We start from the raw sequence: 19,853 nt of genomic DNA on the forward strand, positions 1-19,853 counted from the left end.
GGCACGTGATGCCAATCGCACGGCCGCCGGACGGGCATTCGGTTGGAAGGAAATACAGTAGGCCAGACCGGCCCCCGGGCCGGTCGACCCGATCCGGGCAGATGACCGGACGGATCCAGACCACCGACGGAGGTATCGGCCCGCCGGGCCGGGCCGCAGAGACCACAAGGGGAACAGCGCAGACCATGACCGAGGCGATCATGCTGGTCGGTGGTAAGGGCACGCGACTGCGTCCGCTGACCACCCACACCCCCAAGCCCATGCTGCCGGTGGCAGGCGTCCCGTTCATCGCGCACCAGCTGGCCCGCGCCGCGGCCGCCGGTGTCACCCGCGTGGTGCTGGCAACCTCCTACCTCGCCGAGGTCTTCGAGGACCACTTCCAGGACGGCACCCCGTACGGCATCGAGCTGGTCTACCTGACCGAGCGCGAGCCGCTGGGCACCGGCGGGGCCATCCGCAACGCCGCCTCCGGGCTCACCTGCGGCCCCGACGAGCCGGTCCTGGTCTTCAACGGCGACATCCTGTCCGGCGTCGACATCGCCGCCCTGCGCGACGGCCACGTGGCCGCCGGGGCCGACGTCACCCTGCACCTCACCCGGGTCGAGGACCCGCGCGCCTTCGGCCTGGTGCCGACCGACGAGGACGGGCGGGTGCTGGAGTTCCTGGAGAAGCCGGAGACGCCCGAGCAGATCGTCACCGACCAGATCAACGCCGGCTGCTACGTCTTCACCCGGTCCGTCATCGACCGCATCCCGGCCGGCCGGGAGGTGTCCGTCGAGCGCGAGACCTTCCCCGAGCTGCTGGCCACCGGCGCGCTGCTGCGCGGCGTCGTCGACACCTCGTACTGGCTGGACCTCGGCACCCCGGGCGCGTTCGTCCGCGGCTCGGCCGACCTGGTGCTCGGCAAGGTCGACTCCCCGGCCGTCCCCGGGCCGACCGGCGACGCCCTGCTGCTGCCCGGCGCGACCGTCCACCCCGGCGCGGTGCTCAGCGGCGGCACCGTGGTGTCCGAGGGCGCGGTGGTCGAGGCGGGCGCGATCGTCGAGGGCAGCGTGATCCTGCCGGGTGCGGTGATCGGCCCGGACACCCTCGTCAAGGACTCCATCGTGGGCGCCTTCGCCACCGTCGGCGATCGCTCCGCGCTGGATGGCGCGGTGATCGGCGACGGTGCGATCGTCGAGTCCGACAACGAGCTGCCGAACGGCATCCGGATCGCCTGCGGCACACTGCTGCCGGTCGGCGCGGTCCGCACCTCGGCCGGTCCGGGCGGCTGTCCGGCGGGCGCCTCGGCGGCGGCCGCGGTGCACGGGCCGGCGGTCACCGCGCAGCGCTAGCCCCGGGAGGGGTTTCGGACCCTTCGGTCCAGGCTCGCTCCCGTTCGTCTCAGGCTCGCTGCAAACCGGCCCCGGCTCTGTCCGGGGCCGACGCGGACTGGGCCGGACGGGTACCTTCGGAACGTGGCTGGTAATCGATACGACAGCGGTCAGGGCGCCGACCCCCACGGCGGGTGGTCGGCCTCTCCGCCGCCGGCGGGGGCGCCCGGGGGGCACGGGCAGACGGACGGACCGGAGTACTTCACGGCCCCGCACCCGGGGGCGGGCGGTGGCCCGGCCGGGCACGACCCGTACGCCGCCGACCGGCCCGGGAACACCCGGGCCTTCCCGACCGGCGGCGACCCGTACGCGGCGCAGCCGTCGCACGAGGAGTACCCGACCCAGGGTTACCAGGGCCAGGGCTACTACGAGCAGGGCTACGACCAGGGCGGCGGGTACCCCCAGGGGGACCACCAGCAGCCGCCGTACGGCCAGGACAACGTCACCGTCTACCGCGCCGGCGGTCAGTCCGCCCCGCACGTCTCCGGGCCGCGCCCGCACTGGCGCGAGCTGCTGACCGGCATCGTCCGCGCCCCGGCCGTGACCTTCGACCGCGTCCGCGACCACCAGGTCTGGCTCCCTGCCCTCACCGTCTCGCTGCTGTACGGCGCGCTCGCGGTGCTCGGCATCGGCCTGACCCACGACGACATCGTCAACTCGACCTTCACCGTCGCGCTGACCGGCATGGTCGCCGCTGCCATCGGCTTCACCGTCACCGGCGCGATCTTCGGCGCGGTCACCTATGCCCTGGCCCGCCAGCTCGGCGGGGACGGCCCCTGGAAGTCGACGGTCGGCCTCGCCGCACTGATCGGCTGGCTGACCGACGCGCCGCGGCTGCTGTTCGCCCTGGTGCTGCCGTCCGGCAGCGCGGTCGTCCAGGTCGTCGGCTGGGCCACCTGGGCGTTCTGCGCGTTCCTGCTGACCACGATGGTCCGGCGGGTGCACGACCTGCCCTGGGGCAAGGCGGCGGCCGCCGCGGCGGTCCAGCTGGTCGCGCTGCTGGTCCTGATCAAGCTGCCGACCCTGGGCTGAGCAAGCTGCCGACCCTGGGCCGAGCACCGGACGGCAGAATGGTGGACGGGTCCCGCCCGGCGGGGCCCGTCCACCCGCTTCCTCGTTCGACGTCACCGGAGCCAGGCATGACCCTCCCCACCACCCACGTCAGCTTCCCGGCCGGGGCGGTGACCGGCGAGTCCCCGGTGCTCGCGGTGCACCCGCTGGCCGACGGCCGCTGGGCCGTCGTCACCGCGGTCACCCCGTTCCACCCGCTCGACCACACCTGGCCCGACCAGCCCGCCGACCTCGGCACCCTCACCGTGGACGGCACCGAGCTGGCCGTCGTCGACTGCCTGACCGGCGCGGTCGGCCCGGACGGCGGCGCCCCGCTGGTCGGCGCCGACATCCCGGTGCGGCGCGGCGACGAGGAGTGGTCCTGGCTGGTCCTGCACGTCCTCACGACCGACCCCGGCGACCTCGTCGGGCGCACCGTCGTGCTCACCGTCGACGCCGGGCGCCGGGCCGCCCTCAGCGCCTCGCACAGCGGCTGCCACCTGCTCGCCCTCGCCCTCAACGCCGCACTCGCCCCGCGCTGGCGCAAGGACCCGGGCCGCTCCGACGCCTTCGGCAACCCCGACTTCGACAGCCTCGCGATGGCCGGCTCGGTGATGGACACCGAGGCCAGCACGGACACCTACCGGCTCGGCAAGTCGCTCAAGAAGAAGGGCTTCACGGCGGACGCCACCGAGGACCTCCCGGCCCTCGCCGACGCCCTGCCCGCCCTCACCGAGGCCGTCAACGCGCAGCTCGCCGCCTGGGTCGCCGCCGACGCCCCGGTCCGCATCGAGGTGCCCGGCCCCGAGCTCACCGCCCGCCGCCAGTGGCACTGCGAGCTGCCCGAGGGCGGCGCGCAGATCTTCTGCGGCGGCACCCACCTGCACCACCTCGGCGAGCTGGCCGAGCTCCGCACCGAGCTGCGGCTGTCGGAGGACGGCACCGAGCTGGTCGCCGTCACCCGCCCGAAGCGGGCCTGAGAGGCCGGAGCGGCCTGACAACGCCGCGGGCGGCCACCCTCGCGCTGAGGGTGGCCGCCCGCCGTGCGTGTACTCTGCTGAGGCTCAGCGCTGTGGCTCAGACCTTGGTGCGGTGGAAGTTCAGGTACGAACGCGACGGCGTCGGGCCGCGCTGGCCCTGGTAGCGCGAGCCGTAGCGCTCCGAGCCGTACGGGTGCTCCGACGGCGAGGAGAGCCGGAACAGGCAGAGCTGTCCGATCTTCATCCCCGGGTACAGCTTGATCGGCAGCGTCGCGACGTTCGACAGCTCCAGCGTCACGTGGCCGCTGAAACCGGGGTCGATGAAGCCGGCCGTGGAGTGCGTCAGCAGGCCCAGCCGGCCCAGACTCGACTTGCCCTCCAGCCGGGACGCGACGTCCTCGGGCAGCGTGATGACCTCGTACGTCGAGGCCAGCACGAACTCGCCCGGGTGCAGGATGAACGCCTCGTCGCCGTCCGGCTCGACCAGCCGGGTGAGGTCCGGCTGCTCCTCGGAGGGGTCGATGTGCGGGTACCGGTGGTTCTCGAACACGCGGAAGAAGCGGTCGAGGCGCACGTCGATACTTGAGGGCTGGATCATCGCCGGGTCGAACGGGTCGATCATGACCCGGCCCAGGTCGATCTCGGTCCGGATGTCCTTGTCAGAGAGCAGCACGCTTCGAGGTTACGTGCACGACAGGGCCCCGGACGAATCCGCCCGGGGCCCCTTCCGTCCTCGCGCCGGCCGTCAGGCCAGGAACTCAGCGGCCGCCAGCCGCAGCGCCCGGGCCAGTTGCGGCTCCGACAGCTCCCGCACGTCGGCCAGCACCGAACTCCTCAGCCGTCCACACTGCGGACAGCGGATCAGCCGGCCGGGCCCCAGCCGGCCGGGTCCGAGGTTCTGCATCGGGAACGTGGTGGTGCTGAACAGGTGCCCCTCGGCACAACGAACGACGGCGCGCTGCTCCATCGATCCCCTTCCCATCCCTAACCCAGTACTCACCCGTACTCATCGCGCCCCGGCGGACCGAGCCCCGGGACAGCGTCACATTAGGGGATGTTCCGGACATTCCACACCATGGCTCGCCGCCCCCGACCCCACCCGCCGGAGCACTCTCACGCGGCCCAAACAGTACGCCCCCCACCCCGCCCCACCCGGCTCCGCCACGTCCCCTGGCCACCCGTGCAACCGGCGTCACGGATGGGGTACAGTGAAGGCGATCGAGCGGTCCCTGACGGCTCATCAGGCGGGCGTAGTTTAATGGTAGAACATGAGCTTCCCAAGCTTAGAGCGCGAGTTCGATTCTCGTCGCCCGCTCCGTACGGAGAAAGCCGCAGGTCACCTGACCTGCGGCTTTCTTGCTTTTCGGGTGGCGCCGGGTGGCTCAGCGGGCTTCGGTCACCAGGGCTTCGAGGGTGGGGACCATGGCGGCGGGGGTGGGGAGGGCGTCGTTCTCGGCCTGGACGCGGGTGGCGGCCGCGCGGAGGTCGGGGTCGGTGAGGAGGCGGGTCAGGATCTCGCTGTCGACGGTGTCGGAGGTGGAGCGCAGGGCGATGCCGGCGGCGGTGAGGACGTCGGCGACGAAGAAGTTGTCGGCGCCCTGGGGGAGCAGCAGCTGGGGGATGCCGGCGCTGAGGGTGGTGCCGGTGGTGCCCGCGCCGCCGTGCTGGATCACGGCGTCCGAGTGGCGGACCAGCTCGGCGAGCGGCACCCAGGGCAGGGCGCGGACGTTGTCGGGCAGGGTGCCGAGCGGGGCGAGGTCGGCGTCGTCGACGGCGAGCAGGAAGTCCGCGTCGACCGAGGCGGCGGCCTCGACCAGGCGGGCGATGGCGCTGACGCCGTCGACGGCGGCGACGACGGTGCCCAGGGTGATCAGGACCCGGGGGCGGTCGGCCGGGCGGAGGAACTCGGACGGGACGACGCCACCGCCGTTGTAGGGCACGTAGCGCATCCGCAGGCCGTCCGGGTCGCCGCCGAGCGGGCCGATGCTGAGCGAGGTGGGCGTGACCGGGCCGGCCACGCCGTGCTGCTCGTAGACGTCGGTGAAGTTGGCGGCGAGGCGCTCCACGATGTCGCGGCCGGTCGGGATGCCGTAGTTGTGGAGCACCGACGGGATCTTGAGCTTGGCCGCCACCAGCGGGGCCGCGGCCTGGAAGGCGCCGTGCACGAGCAGGTCGGCGCCCCACGCGGTGGCGGCGTCCAGCAGGCCGTCGACGGTGGGGCGGGCGGCGTGGGCGAAGGCGCGGGCGGCCAGGTCGAAGAGCCCGTCCTGGGTGAGGCCGCCGCCGCCGTTGTAGCTGAACTGCCCGTCGTTGGCCTCCTCGAACAGCTCCCGCATGCTGCGGCCGTCGCCGATCTCGACGATCGGGAAGCCGGCGGACCGGATCTGGTCCATCGGCCGCGAGGCGGCGAACAGGATGTCGTGCCCGGCGGCGCGCAGGGCCTGGGCGGTGGGCACCATCGGGAACAGGTGGCCGGCCGCGGCCGGGCCGGTGAGAAGTATGCGCATGGTCGTCTCCTTGCCGTTTCTGATCGCGCTTGTGTGCGAAGCGCCGGCGATCACAGCCATCTCGCCTCGCACCGTGACGTCGAGTCAATTCGCTTTCGACCGCTGCATGCGGGAATCGGACGTTCTGCCACAGGTCTTGCCAGCGGGGTTGTGATGTGCTCTGCGGCTGACGGAAGAACGGCCGGACATGGCGAAAGCCGCAGCTGTCGTGGCTGCGGCTTTCCTCGGGAGCGGGTGGGGCGGCGGCTGCCCGTACGCGTCACATGCTCAGGCCGCGGACGTAGTTGACCCGGTTCATCAGGTCCATCACCTGGTTCGGGGAGCTGACCGGGACCGAAGTGGTGTGGTAGCGGCCGGCGCCCGAGACGGTGATCTGGACGTGGCCGACGGTGCGGCGCTCCTTCATCAGGAGGAAGAGCAGGCCGATGAGGCAGAAGAAAAAGAAGATGATCGCGAGCACGATGCCGGCCGGGGCGATCCGCTCCTCGGTGCGGGAGAGGTCGGTGGCCGTCCAGACCGCGCCGCGGAGGGGAATCGGGCCGGCCGGGGTGATGATGCCGGTGCTGGTCACGGCGATGTCGCCGATGGTCACCAGCGGCTGGCCGGGGGCCGGCGCGGCGGCGGGCTCGGGGTAGCCGTAGCCGTCGGCGGCCGGGACGGGCAGGGCCTGCTGGTAGCCGTAGTCGGGGGCGGCCTGCGGGTAGCCGTAGTCGGCGGCGGGCTGCGGGTAGCCGTAGTCCGGGGCGGGGTGGGGGTAGCCGTAGACCGGGGCGCCCGCGGCCGGCGGCTGGGACGGCATGCCCGGGGGCGCCACCGGGGGCGGCGGGACGGGGGGCTGGCCCGGCGGGTCGAACGGGGGCGGAGGAGTCGTCATGAACCGGTCTTTCCCGAGGCGATTGCGTGGCGGCTGTTCGTCGCAGTCTCTCGCATCCGGCGCTCGGGCCGCGAGCGTTCGTCCGAGGTTGGGGCCCCTTCAGGCCGCGGGTCGGGGACCCCTTCAGGCCGCCGGCGGGGGGCCGGTTCAGGCCGCGGCGAGGAAGTCGCGGACGGTCCTGGTGAACGCCTCGGTCTCCTCGGCCAGCACGATGTGCCCGGTGTCGAACTCGGCGTACGCGCTGCCCGGGAGGGCCGCGTGCAGCCGACGGGTGTTCTCCACCGGCACGGTGGCGTCCTGGGTGCAGCCGATCACCAGGGTCGGGGCCTGGACGCGGGGGAGCAGTGCGCCGAGGTCGAGGCCGAGGTCGAGGGCGATGTGCCGCAGGGTGCCGGAAGTCGGCTGCATGTAGGCGGTGTTGGCATCGACGGCGGCGCGGCCGATCCGGTTGAGGAAGCCGCGGCTGAAGGCGGTGAGGGTGGCGTAGCGGCCGAAGGCGGCGGGGTTGTCGGCGAGCGACAGCCAGGTGGCGAGCGAGACGCGCAGGTACTCGTCCTGTTCGGCGCTGATCCAGCCGGCGGTGGCGACGAGGCGGCGGACCTGGTCCGGGCGCAGGGCGGCGGCCGCGGTGGCGACGACCGCGCCGAGCGAGAAGCCGACGACGTCGGCGGGGCCGCGGCCGGCGTCGTCGATGACGGCGTTGACCTGGGCGGCGAGGGTTTCGAGGGTCAGCTCGGCGCCGTCGTCCTCGGCGGCCTCGCTGCCGGAGAGGTCGGGCAACAGGACGGTGTAGCGGTCGGTGAAGGAGTTCAGCAGGCCGTCCCACATGGCGGAGCCGGGGCCGGTGCCGTGGACCAGGACGAGGGTGTCGGGGCCGTCGCCGACGACGCGGTAGGGGATGCGGGCGGTGCCGACGGTGATGGTGGGCATGGCGGGTCCTTCCATGAGGCGGGTGGTGGTGGGCGGGGTTCTGGGCGCCTCGCCGACAAGAAGTAAACTACACGGTGCAGATCAGTGCTTCAACTGTACCGTGCAGTGCACTTCGGAGTGTGGGAACGGTAGGGGCGGAACTGATCCCGCCTGCCCGCCGTCGAAGCAGTGACGGAATCCCTGCCCGGGCTGAACACCGGGAGGAGTACGGAGAGCTCTGTGCTGTCAGGTGGTGCCGAACTGAACGTCGGATGTCCGGCGGGCCGCCCGGGCTGTGCGCCGGACCTGCCGCCCGCTTGGCCCGCAGCAGAGGTGACGATCGATCAACTCGCCTCTGCTGCACGCTGCGAGACGCTGTTGCAGGACACCCTGGACGCGATCCTGCCGATGCCGGTCTGGCAGAGCGCGACGCCCCGGGCGGGCACCCGGCTGCCGCTGCCGGGGGAGGGAGTGGAGCCCCGCTGGTACGTCACCCGGGGGCGGGACTTCCTCACCATCGTCTCGGCGGCCCGGCGCGGGGCGCTGGTCGGCGCGGTGGAGCGGCACTGGCGGCGGCGCGGCTGGACGATCACCTCGCTGAATGCCGGCCGGGACCTGCCCGGGGTGGCCGCCGCGACCTCGGACGGCTATCAACTGTCGCTGCACTTCGGAGACTTGGGCGAGGCGGGGCTGACCGCGAGCTCGCCCGGAGTGGCCCGACCGGAGCGGCTGCCGATCGCGCAGGGCGTGGGCGGCTGCGGCCGGGCGCCGCTGCCGTACGTGTGCTGCCCCCACTGGAGTGCGATCGCCTGACGGGGCGTCCGGCGGGGGAGGCGCGGAGCGAGTCCCCCCGGACTCGCTCCGCGCCGCCTCGTCGCGCGGCTTCGGCGCTGCCGCTCCCCCCGACTCCCCGGTCGCTCGCCGCTCCCCCCTGGCGGCACCCTCCGGCGAGAGCGGTCCGCACAGGCCCCGGCGAGCCCCCTCCCCCGGGGACGTCGTTGGTCTTTACGGTAACAAACCGCGTGGTTGGTTTGTCAATAGTGAGATCCACGAAATATCCACAATCGTGGCAGGAGGGTGGGACGGCGCGCCACCAGGTATTTGTGGGCGCATCAGGGCGTACGGCGGTCGTGCGGGGGGCGCGTGCGGGCCGGGTGCGCTGGTGGGTGGGGGTCCGGAATCCGACATTCCGATCACTGCGGAAGTACGGAGCGATACCGGGCGAGCGCTCAGCGCAGCAGGCCGGAGCGCCTCAAGGACATCCCGGGCACGCTGTTCCTGGCCGGCGGTGCCCCGGTGCAGTTCAAGGGCGCTCCGGCCGCGGCGATCGGCGTCGCGGGCGCGCCCAGCGGCGACCTGGACGAGCAGTTCGCCCAGGCCGGGGTGGCCGCGCTCGCGAAGTGACGCACCCCCTGGGGGCGCCCCCGGTCTCCCCACGGCCCGCCCACGTCCACGCCCGTCCCGGATCGCGGGGCGGGCGTCGGCGTGGCGGTCGCCGAGCCGTACGGGGACCGGAACGACGTGCCCCGGGAACTCCCCGTTCGGGTGAAGATCGAGAAGGTCACTGCAGTACACGAGGCGGTCCGGTGAAAAGCCGGTGCCGGTGTCAGTGGCCCGTGGCAGGCTTCCCGGTATGACGGCGTGGACCCTCAACGACATCGAACGTGCGATCCGCTCCTCCTGGGGTGTCGACACCTGTGCGCCCGAGGACCTGGCCCACTGGCGTCCCGACAATCCCGCCCGCGGCCAGAGCGGGGCGACGGTGATGGTGGTGCACGACCTGCTCGGCGGCGAGCTGATGATGGGCGAGGTGCACGTCCGCGGCGTCCGGACGGACCTGCACTGGTGGAACCGCTCCGCCGCCGGCGTCGAGGTCGACCTCACCCGCGAGCAGTTCGGGCCGGACGAGCTGGTGGGCCCCGGCCGCCCGGTCGCCCGCCCGGCCCGCCGCGGCCGGCTCCAGGTCCAGTACGAGCTGCTGCGCTACCGGGTGGCCATCGAGCTGGAGCGTGGCCGGGTGGTGCGGCTGCCCGAGCGCGCCTGCGCGTGAAGTCCGCAGCGCCGGAGCCCGTCTGACGTACAGTCGGCCGCGAGTGCGGCGGCTGCGGCGATGGGAGTGCGCGATGACCGGGACGAGTACGGCGACGGATACGGCGAACGGGACGGGTGCGGCGACCGGGACGACCATCGGGTTCATCGGGTTGGGCGCGATGGGCCGGGGCATGGCCGGCAGCCTGCTGCGGGCCGGCCACGCCGTCCGGGTCTGGAACCGCTCGCCCGAGCCGGTCGCCGCCCTGGTGGCCCAGGGCGCCGAGGCGGCCGGCACGCTCGCCGAGGCGTTCGCCGCCGACACGGTCGTCTCGATGCTCGCCAACGACGAGGCGGTCGAGCGGTTGCTGCTCGACCCCGTCCTGCTGGCAGGCGCCGGGGCGACCCTGCACGTCAACATGGCCACGGTCTCGCTCGCGCTCGCCGAGCGGGCCGAGGCCGCGCACGCCGAGCACGGCATCGGCTACGTCGCCGCACCCGTTCTCGGCCGTCCCCCGGTCGCCGCCGTCGGACAGCTGAACATTCTGGCCGCGGGCGAGCCTGCGCTGCTGGCCCGCGCCGAGCCGCTGTTCGCCGCGATGGGCCAGCGCACCTGGCACTTCGGCGACCGCCCGCGCCAGGCCAACACCGCCAAGATCAGCGCCAACTTCCTGCTGGCCTGCGCGATCGAGTCGATGGCCGAGGCGTGCAGCCTGGCCGAGGCCAACGGCGTCCGGCCGGCCGACCTGATCGAGCTGCTCACCGGCACCCTCTTCCCCGGGCCGGTCTACTCCGGCTACGGCGCGATGGTGGCCGAACGCCGCTACGAGCCGGCCGGGTTCCGGCTTCCGCTGGGCCTCAAGGACGTCGGCCTCGCCCTGGACGCCGGGGCCGCCTCGACCGTCCCGCTCCCGTTCGGCAGCGTGCTGCGGGACGCGTTCCTGGACGCGCTCGCGCACGGGGACGGCGACAAGGACTGGGCCGCCGTCGCGGCCGTCGCCCGCCGCCGGGCCGGTCTGCCCGACTGAGTCGCCGCCAGACTGAACCACTGCGGGACCGAGCCGCTGCGAAAACCGCGTGCCCGGCGCGTCGAGCCCCGCCTACCATCCCGGCGTGACGCTCACGAACGACGACCGCTCCGGCGCACCCCGGCGCGTCCGCACCGACCGGCTGGACCTGTGTGCCGTCGGCCGCGCCGACCTCGCCCCGCTCCACGTGATCAACCACGACCCGCGCACCTGGTCGCACGCCCCCGAGGGCCGGCACCTGGACGAGGGCACCACCCGGGCCTGGATCGAACGGGCCGTCGACGTCTGGGAGTCCGACGGCATGGGCTACTGGACGGCCCGGCTGGGCGGCGCCGACGGCCCGGTGATCGGCATCGGCGGCGCCTCGTTCCAGCGGGCCACCGGCTACTGGAACCTCTACTACCGCCTGGATCCGGCCCACTGGGGCCGCGGCTACGCCACCGAGCTCGCCCGCGCCGCCGTCGACGCCGCCCACCGGCACGCGCCGGACCGGCCGGTCGCGGCCTGGGTGCACGACCACAACGCCGGCTCCCGCGCGGTCGTCGAGCGGCTCGGACTGGCCGACCTCGGGCTGCGCCCGCACCCGTCCCTCGGCGAGCCGGTGCGGCTGTTCGCGGACCGGCCGATTCCGTTCGTCGATCCAGAGCGGCCGGGCCCGGAATAACCGGACCCGGGCGCGCGCTCGTACCCCCGACCGCACCACCTCACTGGGGGAGTACCGATGGCCGATCAGCCGTCCGGCACCGACATGCCGCGCAAGTTCCTGTTCCTCACCGCCAGTTCGCGTACCGACGGGAACTCCGAGCAGCTCGCCCGGCTGGCCGCCGAGGCGAGCCTGCCGGCCGGGGCGGAGCAGCGCTGGCTGCGGCTGAGCGAGCACCCGCTGCCGCCCTTCGCCGACCTGCGGCACACCGGGGACGGCCGCTACCCCGAGCCGGCCGGCCACGAACGGACGCTGCTGGACGCGACGTCGGAGGCCACCGACCTGGTCTTCGTCGCGCCGCTGTACTGGTACTCGCTGCCCACCAGTGCGAAGCTCTACCTCGACTACTGGTCGGCCTGGCTGCGGGTGCCCGGCGTGGACTTCCGGGCCCGGATGGCCGGCGGCACGATGTGGGCCGTCACCGCCCTGGCCTCCGAGGACGAGAAGGCCGACCCGCTGATCGGCGCGCTCCGGCTGACCGCCGACTACATGGGCATGCGCTGGGGCGGCGCGCTGCTCGGCAACGGCACCCGGCCGGGGGACGTGCTGCGCGACGAGCGGGCGCTGGTCGCCGCCAAGTCCTTCTTCGCCGGCTGACGGCCGACTGACGACCGGCTGACGGCTGGCTTGGGACCGTCGGATTAACGCCACCGGAGGGCCGTACGATACGGTCCTCCGGACGTGTACCCGTCACTCTCCGGTCATCATTTGGCAAAGACCAAAAGCCTTACCGAGTGACGGAGTTGGACGATTCGGGCGGCCGTCCCAGTTGAGCGGGACAGCGGGTGACACCTGCCTTTCGGATTGGCCGGATCGTTCGGTAGTCTCCGTCGGACTTTCAAGCTTCGCGGGGGGTTCGCGGTGCGAACAGCCGCACCCCACCGCGCTCCCCGGGCCGCGCCCGGACTCTCCCGTGAGGTCTCCCTTGCCCATACGTCGCACTCTTGCCCTTGCCGGCGCCGCCGCGCTCGCGTCCTCGATGGTGCTGGCCGGTGCCCAGGGCGCCATGGCCGTCGGCGCCACCGGCTCCCCGTCCGCCGCCGCGCCGCAGGCCGACAAGGCGGCGCAGCAGAACCTCGTGCTCTCGGTGCACGGTGTGCCGGACACCTTCATCGCCGGCGGCGACGCCCGCGAGTTCACGTACAAGATCGACAACCCGAGCAAGCACGACGACGTCTTCTACCCGTTCCTGAAGTTCAAGAACAAGGCGGGCTCGCTCAAGGCGAAGGACCTCAAGGTCGAGTACCAGCTGCCCGGCGAGGGGTGGCAGACCGGCGTGGTCGCGCCCGGCGGCGGGAACCAGGACGACAGCGCCGCCCTCATCATGCTCGGCAGCGTCGGGTCGGACGGCAACCCCACCGACGACGACCTGCTCGTCGTGAACCGCGGCAAGAACCTCACGATCAAGGTCCGGGTCTCCTTCACCACGGACGCCCCGCTCGGCAAGGCCGGAGTCGTCCCGGTGGTGTACTCCGCCGAGCTCGACGACGACAGCCACCTGCCGGCCGACAACGGCGGCTTCAGCTGCGAGGGCATCCGCGGCGCCGGCTTCACCATCAAGAAGCCGAGCCCGACCACCAGCCCGACCGCCACCGGCAAGCCGAGCCCGACCGCGACCACCTCGCCGACGGCCACCCACTCGCCCACCGCGAGCGGCTCGCCCACGGCCACCCACTCGCCGACCGCGACGCCGACCACGAGCCACTCGCCGACGGCCACCGCCACGGCCACGGCCACGGCCACCAAGACGCCGACCACCGAGCCGACCACCCCGGCCCCGACCACCGGCTCGCCGTCCGGGCCGACCTCCGCGTCGCCGTCCGCCTCCGCCTCGACCGCCGCCCCGGCCCCGGCCGGCGGCAGCACCGACGCCCAGCAGCCGATCGACTTCCCGGTGGCTGTCCCGGCCGTCACCCCGCCGAAGATCACCCCGGCCGGCGTCACCAAGGCCAAGGCCGCCGCCGACAACGCCGACAAGGCCCTCGCCGCCACCGGTGGCGGCGATCACACCACCGCCATCGCCGCGACCGGCGGCGCCGTGCTGGTGGCCGGCGTCGGCACCCTCGTGGTGCTGCGCCGCCGCAAGTCCGCCCAGCAGGGCTGACCCAGGGGCTGACCCAGGGCTGACCTCGGGGGATCGCCTTCTGAGTACCGCCGCGCCGCCCGGCCGTCCGTCCGACGGACACCCGGGCGGCGCGGAAGGTACTCCTCCGTCACATAGGATGTCCGGCCGGAGGGGGGCGGAACCGGCGGGGAGAGGGACAGGTGCGGGGAGCACGCACGGCACGGACCACCACCGACTACGAGGCCGACACGGGACGGATCGCCGGCTTGCCGGTCCGCAGACACCACGTGCTGCTGATCGCATGGACGGTGCTCTGGTTCTTCCTGGTCGAGCCCAGCGGCGGCTTCTCCTGGCACTACCTGCGCCAGGGTGAGCAGCTGCTCTTCAGCAAGCAGCCCGACGGCGGGCTCTCGCTCTATGCCCACCACCCCGAGCTGCAGATCGGCCCGGTCAGCCTGGCCGCCGCCCGGCTCACCGCGCCGCTCTCGCCGCACATCGGCCAGCTGGTGGCCGAGGCGGCGATGTCCGCGCTCGGCCTGGTGATGCTGGTCCTGATCGGCCGCACCGCCGCCCTGTACTACCTCGGCACCGGCACCAACCACCGCCGGCTCCAGCAGCGCCTGCTGATCGCCGGACTGGCGTTCATCCCGATGTGGGTCGAGGTCTCGGTCCGCTTCGCGCACCTGGACGACGTGCTGGCGCTGTTCTTCACCACCCTCGCCGCGCACGCGCTCGCCCGCGGCAAGCCCACCCAGGTCGCGATCTTCCTGGCGCTCGCGGTGGACTCCAAGCCCTGGGCGATCGCCTTCGCCCCGCTGATCCTCGCCCTGCCCCGGCCCAACTGGCTGCGCACCGCGCTCTGGTTCGCCGGGCTGGTGGCGGTCGCCTGGCTGCCGTTCTACCTCGGCAACCTGGACACCCTCGCCGCCGCCAAGTTCACCATCCCCAACCAGCCCGCCTCCGCGCTGCGCTGGTTCGGCGTGACCGACCCGTCCACCCCCTGGTGGGACCGCCCGACCCAGTTCGCGCTCGGCCTCGGCCTCGGCAGCATCGCGGTCTGGCGCGGTCGCTGGCCGGCCGTCGTGCTGGTCGGCGCGAACGCCCGGATCCTGCTCGACCCCAGCGTCTACACGTACTACACCGCCTCGATCCTGCTCGGCACCCTGCTCTGGGACGCGGTCGGGCAGAAGCGGCTGGTGCCGTGGTGGAGCTGGATCGCGCTGGCCGCGCTGTACGGCGGCACGCTGGCCATCCCGTCCGACTCGGCGCGCGGCCTCGTCCGGCTCGCGTTCGTCGTCGTCTCGACGGCGTACGTGCTGCTCTGGCCCACCCAGCAGACCCGCCGCCCGCGCCCCCCGGCCGACGATCCGGGCGCCGGACGCGGCCGGGCCGGCCGGCGACGCGAGCGCGTCCTCGTCGGCGCCGGGCACTGAGGGAACCGCGCGCCTGGCGGAGGGTAGCCGGGCGCCGGTCCGCCCCTCGCCTCGGCAATCGTTGCTTCCGCCGAAACGGGCTTGACCCTCACGCGGCGTGAGAGACGAGTCTGGTGATCAGCACCGAGGGAGGAACACCGGATGAGCAGCGACGGGTACTCGGTCGGCGCCGTGGCGAAGATCGCCAAGGTGACCGTCCGCACCCTGCACCACTACGACGAGATCGGCCTGCTGTCCCCCGCGGGCCGCACCCGGGCCGGCTACCGCCGGTACGTGGACGCCGATCTCGACCGGCTGCAGCAGATCCTGTTCTACCGCGAACTCGGGTTCCCCCTGGAAGAGATCGCGGCGATCCTGGACGACGACTCGGTCAGCCCGAGCGAGCACCTCCGGCGGCAGCACGAGCTGCTGACCGACCGGATCAAGCACCTCCAGGACCTCGCCACGGCCGTCGAACACGCCATGGAGGCACGAAGAATGGGCATTCAGCTGACCCCGGAGGAGAAGTTCGAGATCTTCGGCGAGGACTACAAGGAGGAGTGGGAGGGCGAAGCCGAGCAGCGCTGGGGCAACACCGAGGCCTGGGCCGAGTCGCAGCGCCGCACCGGCGGCTACGACAAGGCCGACTGGCAGCGCATCCAGGCCGAGATGACCGACCTCAACACCCGCCTGGCCGAGGCGCTCACCGCCGGCGAGCCCGCCGACGGCACCGTCGCGATGGACCTCGCCGAGGCGCACCGGCAGCACATCTGCCAGAACTTCTACGACTGCACCTTCACCATCCACCGCGGCCTGGCCAGCCTGTACGTCTCCGACCCGCGGTGGACGACCACCTACGAGAACCTCGCCCCGGGCCTCGCGCAGTGGCTGCACGACGCCATCCTCGCCAACGCGGCCCGGCACGAGAGCGCGTAGCCGCGTCGCACGCCCCCGCTACGCCACTCCGCGCCCGAAACTGCGCCGGTACGCCGTCGGCGAGGTGCGCATGACCCGGCCGAAGTGGTGGCGGAACGTCGCCGCGCTCTCGAAACCGACCGCGGTGGCGATCTCCTCCACCGTCCCCTCCGGGGACTCCAGCAACGGCAGACTGGCCGCGATGCGCTGGGTGACGACCCAGCGCATCGGGCTGGTCCCGTTGCGGGCGGTGAAGTGCCGCAGGTAGGAGCGGTCGGACATCCGGGCGGCCCGGGCCAGCAGCGAGATGGTCAGCGGCGACGCCAGGTGGTCCAGCGCCCACTGCATGCTCCGGGCGACCCCGTCGTCCTCCTCCTCGACCGGCCGCACCGCCGCCTCGATGAACTGTGCCTGCCCGCCGTCCCGGTGCGGCGGCACCACGAACCGGCGGGCCACACTGTTGGCCACCTTGGCGCCGTGGTCCCGGCGCACCAGGTGCAGGCACAGGTCGATCCCGGCCGCGCTGCCCGCGCTGGTGAGCACGTCCCCGTTGTCCACGTACAGCACGTCCGGATTGACCCGCACCCGCGGATGCCGCTGCTGCAGCAGCTCGGCGTACCGCCAGTGGGTGGTCGCCTCCCGGCCGTCCAGCAGCCCGGCGGCGGCCAGCGCGAAGGCGCCCGAGCAGATCGAGACGATCCGGGCACCGCGCTCGTGCGCCGTCCGCAGCGCGGCCACCAGCGCCGGCGAGACCTCGCCGCCGAACGCGTTCGGCACCCCCGGGACCACCACGGTGTCGGCCGCCGCCAGCTCGTCCAGCCCGTACCGGGCCACCAGCGCGAACCCGCCCACCGCGTCCAGCGCCGTCCCCGGCCGGTCCGCGCACACCTTCAGCCCGTACCAGGGCGCCGCCAGCAGCCCGCTCAGCTCCGGCCGCGCCAGCCCGAACACCTCGACCACCACGCCGAGTTCGAACGGCGCCATGCCGTCGAAGGCGTACACCGCGACATCGTGCACCGGTTCCGGCCGCCGCCCGATGGCGACCGCCACCGGCCCGGACCCGACAACCCGCCCCTCGGCGGTCTGCTCGGCCATACGAACCCCCTGCTCACGGGTGCCGAAACGCCGGTGAGTGTAGTCCTTCCGCCCGCCCCGGAGATCTCTTCGAATCCGCCTGCAACCTCCATGAGCGATGCACGTCCACTACAAGGGGGCGGCATCCACCGGGACAACGGGCGGTGGCAGGATTCGCCCGATCACGAACTTGATCAAGGTCGTGACGGACCCGGCAGTCGCCGGACACCGTCCTGGGGGAAAGCGGAAAACGCACATGTCCATGGCCATCGGGCCGATCGCCGCGCCGGCGAGGGGGCGCGGCTTCTCCATCCGCGGAGTGGTCGCCGTGCTGTTCGGCGCACCGGAGGCCGGCGAGCCGATCGCCGGTCCCACCACCGACCAGCAGGCGGCGCAGCGCCGCTCCGGCTTCCGGCTGCTGCGCGGCGGCCGGAAGCCCGCGGAGGACCGGCCCACCCTGACCGACCTCTACCACGCCCACCGGTTGGGCCTGGTCCGGATGGCCGTCCTCCTGGTCGACCACCAGGACCTCGCCGAGGACGTCGTCCAGGAGGCCTTCACCCAGCTCTACCAGCGTCACGGCGAGGACCTGGACGACCTCGACAACGCGCTCGGCTACCTGCGCACGGCCGTCGTCAACGGCGCCCGCTCGATGCTGCGCCGCCGCAAGACCGCCCGCGAGTACGTGCCGCCGCACGAGGCCGACGCGCCGTCCGCCGAGGACCACGCCGTACTCAACGACGAGCACCGGCGCGTGCTGGTGGCCCTGCAGGAGCTGACCCCCCGCCAGCGCGAGGTGCTGGTGCTGCGCTACTGGTCCGACCTGTCGGAGGCGCAGATAGCCGAAACCCTGGGGCTCTCCCGGGGCGCCGTGAAGTCCACCGCCAGCCGGGCCCTGGACGCTCTGGAAAAGCACCTGGAGAAGGTTCGATGACCGACAAGCTCCCCCGCCGGAGCGGCGGCGGCGACGGGCCGGCCGAGACACCGACGGAACGGCTGCTGCGCGAGGCGATGAACGCCCGCACCTCCCTGATCACCGCGCACGACCTGCGCCCGGCCGATCCGCCGAACCGCAGGATCCGCCGGCTGCGCCCGGCCTACCTGGCCGCCGTCCCGATCTTCGCCCTGGCCGCCGCTCTGGCGATCGGTGTGCTCACCTTCCACGGCGACCCGGTCGCCGACCACGAGGTCCCGCCCCCGGCCGCCACCGTGACGGCCTCGCCGAGCCCGACCGCCGAGCCGACCGCCACCCCGACCCCGACCGCCACCCCGACCCCGACGGCGACCCCGACCGACACCGCCACGCCGACCGCCCCGGAGACCGTCGCCCCCCTCGCCGACGACACCCCCTCCTCCACTCCCGCCCCCACCTCCAGCGGCACCCCGACCGGCTCGGCCTCCTGGTACAACTTCCGTGGCGTCAAGTTCAAGGTCCCGGTCGGCTGGCGCATCGCGGCGTCCTCGTCGGAGGACTACCGGATCTGTGTGCTGAGCCCGGGCGCCCCGAAGACCGCGGGCTACAACGACTGCGCGCCGTACGGTGTCCAGGTGACGGCGTACGACGACCCCGATCCGGGCACGTGGCCGACGGTCTCCTTTCTCGACTCGTCCGGCGGCTGGGGGTCGCAGCCCTACTGCCCGGTGTGGGCCAACCCGTACGTGCCGGGCCCGGACGAGCAGATCAAGAGCTCCGGCCCGGTCAAGACCACGCCGACCGTGGCCGGCCACTCCGCGCTCAAGTCGCAGTGGCAGGTCAGCTGCGCCAAGGGGTCCTTCAACGCCCAGATGTGGGCCTTGCCCAAGGACCAGGTCTTCGTCTCGGCGATCGGGCTCTCGGTCGACTACCAGTCCGGCCTGCAGTCGATCGTCAACAGCCTGGACGTCAGCGGCCACAAGGCGCCGGGCGCGTCGTCGGGGTCTGTGGCGAGCGGCAGCGACATCGCCATCACGGTCGACGGGGGTCTCGGCGCCGGGCAGCAGGTGTCCACGAACGGGACCCCGGTCACCTTCACGGTGACGTACCGGAACACCGGCCAGAAGTCCTACGCGCAGGTCCAGCCACTGGTCTACACCGGGCAGTACCCGGGAACGCCGGACAGCCCGGTCCTCGCGATGAACGCGGGCAAGTTGGAGGTCCGGACGGGTGGCGGCTGGACCCCGCTGATGCTCTCGGCCGGGGGCGGCATGGACTACGCGATCGTGGGCAAGGTGGCCTCCTTCCCGCTGGCACCGGGTGCGACCCAGCGGGTGACGTACCGGATGACCCTCGACCCCACCGACGGGCCCGGGACGATGCCGCTGCTGGCCAAGGCGACGATGCCGTACGACGGCAGCGGGACGCTGACCGCGCTCGGTGAGACGACCGTTCCGGTCGCCGTCGTGAAGAAGTAACCTGCCGCAGGCCGTCATTTGAGGCGCCGTGACGAGGGGAATCCCCCTGGTCGCGGCGCCTTTCGGCGTTCCGGGGCGAGGCTTTGAAAGAACTTCGAATCCACCTGCAACCCCGCGGGGGGATGGACGTCTATCGAGATGAAGGCCGAGCGAAGAGCTCACCTGCCGCCGCGTCGGCCTCAGCTCTCACCTGCGTCGTTGCCCGTCCCGAGGGGGATCCCGTCATGCGTCCGTTCGTTGCCCGCCGTTTTGCCAAGACCGTTCCGCTGGCCGCCGTGGTCGCCGTCGGCGTCGCCGGCGCGGGGCTCATGTCGGTGACGTCGGCGGGCGCGGGAAGCACGGTGGCCGCGGCCTCCCCGGCGCCCACCGCGGTCGTTGCGCCGGCGGCGGCCGAGGCCACCCCGTCCGCCGCCCCGACCGCGACGCCGACGCCGACGGCGACCACGGCGGCCAGCGGAACGGTCTTGGCAAAACGGCGGGCAACGAACGGACGCATGACGGGATCCCCCTCGGGACGGGCAACGACGCAGGTGAGAGCTGAGGC

The 19,853-nt window shown here is 73.1% G+C and carries 19 protein-coding genes, 1 tRNA gene and 2 pseudogenes; 15 read left to right on the top strand and 7 right to left on the bottom strand.

Going from position 1 to position 19,853, the window contains the following annotated elements; all coding sequences use genetic code 11:
- Positions 1 to 185: 185 nt before the first annotated feature.
- From KV557_RS17355 to KV557_RS17365, 3 genes and pseudogenes are all read left to right on the top strand, one after another.
- A pseudogene (locus tag KV557_RS17355) lies at positions 186 to 1,259 on the top strand (sugar phosphate nucleotidyltransferase); the annotation flags it as partial.
- 198 nt (positions 1,260 to 1,457) lie between these two features.
- On the top strand, positions 1,458 to 2,405 hold the full coding sequence (locus tag KV557_RS44465; RefSeq protein WP_218201166.1) for a Yip1 family protein: 948 nt from the start codon (positions 1,458 to 1,460) through the stop codon (positions 2,403 to 2,405).
- A 107-nt stretch (positions 2,406 to 2,512) separates the two neighbouring features.
- Positions 2,513 to 3,403 (top strand): metal-dependent hydrolase, encoded by an 891-nt coding sequence (locus KV557_RS17365; protein WP_218201167.1) that lies wholly within the window; start codon positions 2,513 to 2,515, stop codon positions 3,401 to 3,403.
- A 97-nt stretch (positions 3,404 to 3,500) separates the two neighbouring features.
- On the opposite strand, the gene dcd is transcribed toward KV557_RS17365, so the two are convergent.
- Both dcd and KV557_RS17375 read right to left on the bottom strand, forming a co-directional pair.
- Complete coding sequence (gene dcd, locus KV557_RS17370; protein WP_218201170.1) at positions 3,501 to 4,076, bottom strand: dCTP deaminase; 576 nt, start codon at positions 4,074 to 4,076, stop codon at positions 3,501 to 3,503.
- Between the two features lie 72 nt (positions 4,077 to 4,148).
- Positions 4,149 to 4,370, bottom strand: a complete 222-nt coding sequence (locus KV557_RS17375) for a hypothetical protein (protein WP_218201172.1) — start codon at positions 4,368 to 4,370, stop codon at positions 4,149 to 4,151.
- A gap of 277 nt (positions 4,371 to 4,647) precedes the next feature.
- Here KV557_RS17375 and KV557_RS17380 point away from each other — a divergent pair.
- Positions 4,648 to 4,718, top strand: a tRNA-Gly gene (locus tag KV557_RS17380).
- Positions 4,719 to 4,785: 67 nt separating this feature from the next.
- Here KV557_RS17380 and KV557_RS17385 read toward each other — a convergent pair.
- The 3 genes from KV557_RS17385 to KV557_RS17395 form a co-directional block, all read right to left on the bottom strand.
- Positions 4,786 to 5,910 carry a nucleotide disphospho-sugar-binding domain-containing protein gene (locus tag KV557_RS17385; RefSeq protein ID WP_218201173.1) on the bottom strand — a complete coding sequence of 375 codons (1,125 nt, stop codon included), beginning with the start codon at positions 5,908 to 5,910 and terminating at the stop codon, positions 4,786 to 4,788.
- A gap of 259 nt (positions 5,911 to 6,169) precedes the next feature.
- Positions 6,170 to 6,784: a hypothetical protein gene (locus KV557_RS44080; RefSeq protein WP_218201174.1), complete on the bottom strand. Its 615-nt coding sequence runs from the start codon at positions 6,782 to 6,784 to the stop codon at positions 6,170 to 6,172.
- A 147-nt stretch (positions 6,785 to 6,931) separates the two neighbouring features.
- Positions 6,932 to 7,714 (bottom strand): alpha/beta fold hydrolase, encoded by a 783-nt coding sequence (locus KV557_RS17395; protein ID WP_218201175.1) that lies wholly within the window; start codon positions 7,712 to 7,714, stop codon positions 6,932 to 6,934.
- A gap of 312 nt (positions 7,715 to 8,026) precedes the next feature.
- On the opposite strand from KV557_RS17395, the gene KV557_RS17400 reads away from it, so the two are divergent.
- The 9 genes from KV557_RS17400 to KV557_RS17440 all read left to right on the top strand — a co-directional run bounded on the left by KV557_RS17400 (position 8,027) and on the right by KV557_RS17440 (position 15,865).
- Complete coding sequence (locus tag KV557_RS17400; protein WP_218201176.1) at positions 8,027 to 8,506, top strand: hypothetical protein; 480 nt, start codon at positions 8,027 to 8,029, stop codon at positions 8,504 to 8,506.
- Between the two features lie 330 nt (positions 8,507 to 8,836).
- Positions 8,837 to 9,097 (top strand): heme-binding protein, encoded by a 261-nt coding sequence (locus KV557_RS42695; protein ID WP_308129939.1) that lies wholly within the window; start codon positions 8,837 to 8,839, stop codon positions 9,095 to 9,097.
- Positions 9,098 to 9,326: 229 nt separating this feature from the next.
- Positions 9,327 to 9,743, top strand: coding sequence for a YunG family protein (locus tag KV557_RS17410; protein WP_218201178.1), 417 nt, complete (start codon positions 9,327 to 9,329; stop codon positions 9,741 to 9,743).
- Positions 9,744 to 9,786: 43 nt separating this feature from the next.
- Complete coding sequence (locus KV557_RS17415) at positions 9,787 to 10,749, top strand: NAD(P)-dependent oxidoreductase (protein WP_308129940.1); 963 nt, start codon at positions 9,787 to 9,789, stop codon at positions 10,747 to 10,749.
- An 85-nt stretch (positions 10,750 to 10,834) separates the two neighbouring features.
- A complete protein-coding gene (locus KV557_RS17420; protein ID WP_218201182.1) occupies positions 10,835 to 11,413 on the top strand; it encodes a GNAT family N-acetyltransferase in 579 nt (192 codons plus the stop codon).
- A gap of 84 nt (positions 11,414 to 11,497) precedes the next feature.
- Positions 11,498 to 12,049, top strand: coding sequence for a flavodoxin family protein (locus KV557_RS17425; RefSeq protein ID WP_218201220.1), 552 nt, complete (start codon positions 11,498 to 11,500; stop codon positions 12,047 to 12,049).
- 328 nt (positions 12,050 to 12,377) lie between these two features.
- Positions 12,378 to 13,556 carry an LPXTG cell wall anchor domain-containing protein gene (locus tag KV557_RS17430; protein WP_218201183.1) on the top strand — a complete coding sequence of 393 codons (1,179 nt, stop codon included), beginning with the start codon at positions 12,378 to 12,380 and terminating at the stop codon, positions 13,554 to 13,556.
- A gap of 161 nt (positions 13,557 to 13,717) precedes the next feature.
- On the top strand, positions 13,718 to 14,950 hold the full coding sequence (locus tag KV557_RS17435) for a hypothetical protein (protein WP_374106639.1): 1,233 nt from the start codon (positions 13,718 to 13,720) through the stop codon (positions 14,948 to 14,950).
- Between the two features lie 141 nt (positions 14,951 to 15,091).
- Positions 15,092 to 15,865, top strand: a complete 774-nt coding sequence (locus tag KV557_RS17440; protein ID WP_218201185.1) for a MerR family transcriptional regulator — start codon at positions 15,092 to 15,094, stop codon at positions 15,863 to 15,865.
- Between the two features lie 18 nt (positions 15,866 to 15,883).
- Here KV557_RS17440 and KV557_RS17445 read toward each other — a convergent pair whose 3' ends face one another.
- A complete protein-coding gene (locus KV557_RS17445; protein WP_445156342.1) occupies positions 15,884 to 16,861 on the bottom strand; it encodes a helix-turn-helix domain-containing protein in 978 nt (325 codons plus the stop codon).
- A gap of 313 nt (positions 16,862 to 17,174) precedes the next feature.
- On the opposite strand from KV557_RS17445, the gene KV557_RS17450 reads away from it, so the two are divergent.
- Together KV557_RS17450 and KV557_RS17455 are read left to right on the top strand one after the other, a co-directional pair.
- A complete protein-coding gene (locus KV557_RS17450) occupies positions 17,175 to 17,852 on the top strand; it encodes an RNA polymerase sigma factor (RefSeq protein WP_256177530.1) in 678 nt (225 codons plus the stop codon).
- Complete coding sequence (locus tag KV557_RS17455) at positions 17,849 to 19,309, top strand: hypothetical protein (protein WP_218201189.1); 1,461 nt, start codon at positions 17,849 to 17,851, stop codon at positions 19,307 to 19,309. Before KV557_RS17450 ends, KV557_RS17455 begins: the two co-directional genes overlap by 4 nt.
- Before the next feature lie 130 nt (positions 19,310 to 19,439).
- On the opposite strand, the pseudogene KV557_RS17460 reads toward KV557_RS17455, so the two are convergent.
- Positions 19,440 to 19,853: pseudogene (locus KV557_RS17460) on the bottom strand (hypothetical protein); the annotation flags it as partial.

The organism is Kitasatospora aureofaciens (assembly GCF_019192735.1).
GTDB classification, from domain to species: domain Bacteria; phylum Actinomycetota; class Actinomycetes; order Streptomycetales; family Streptomycetaceae; genus Kitasatospora; species Kitasatospora aureofaciens_A.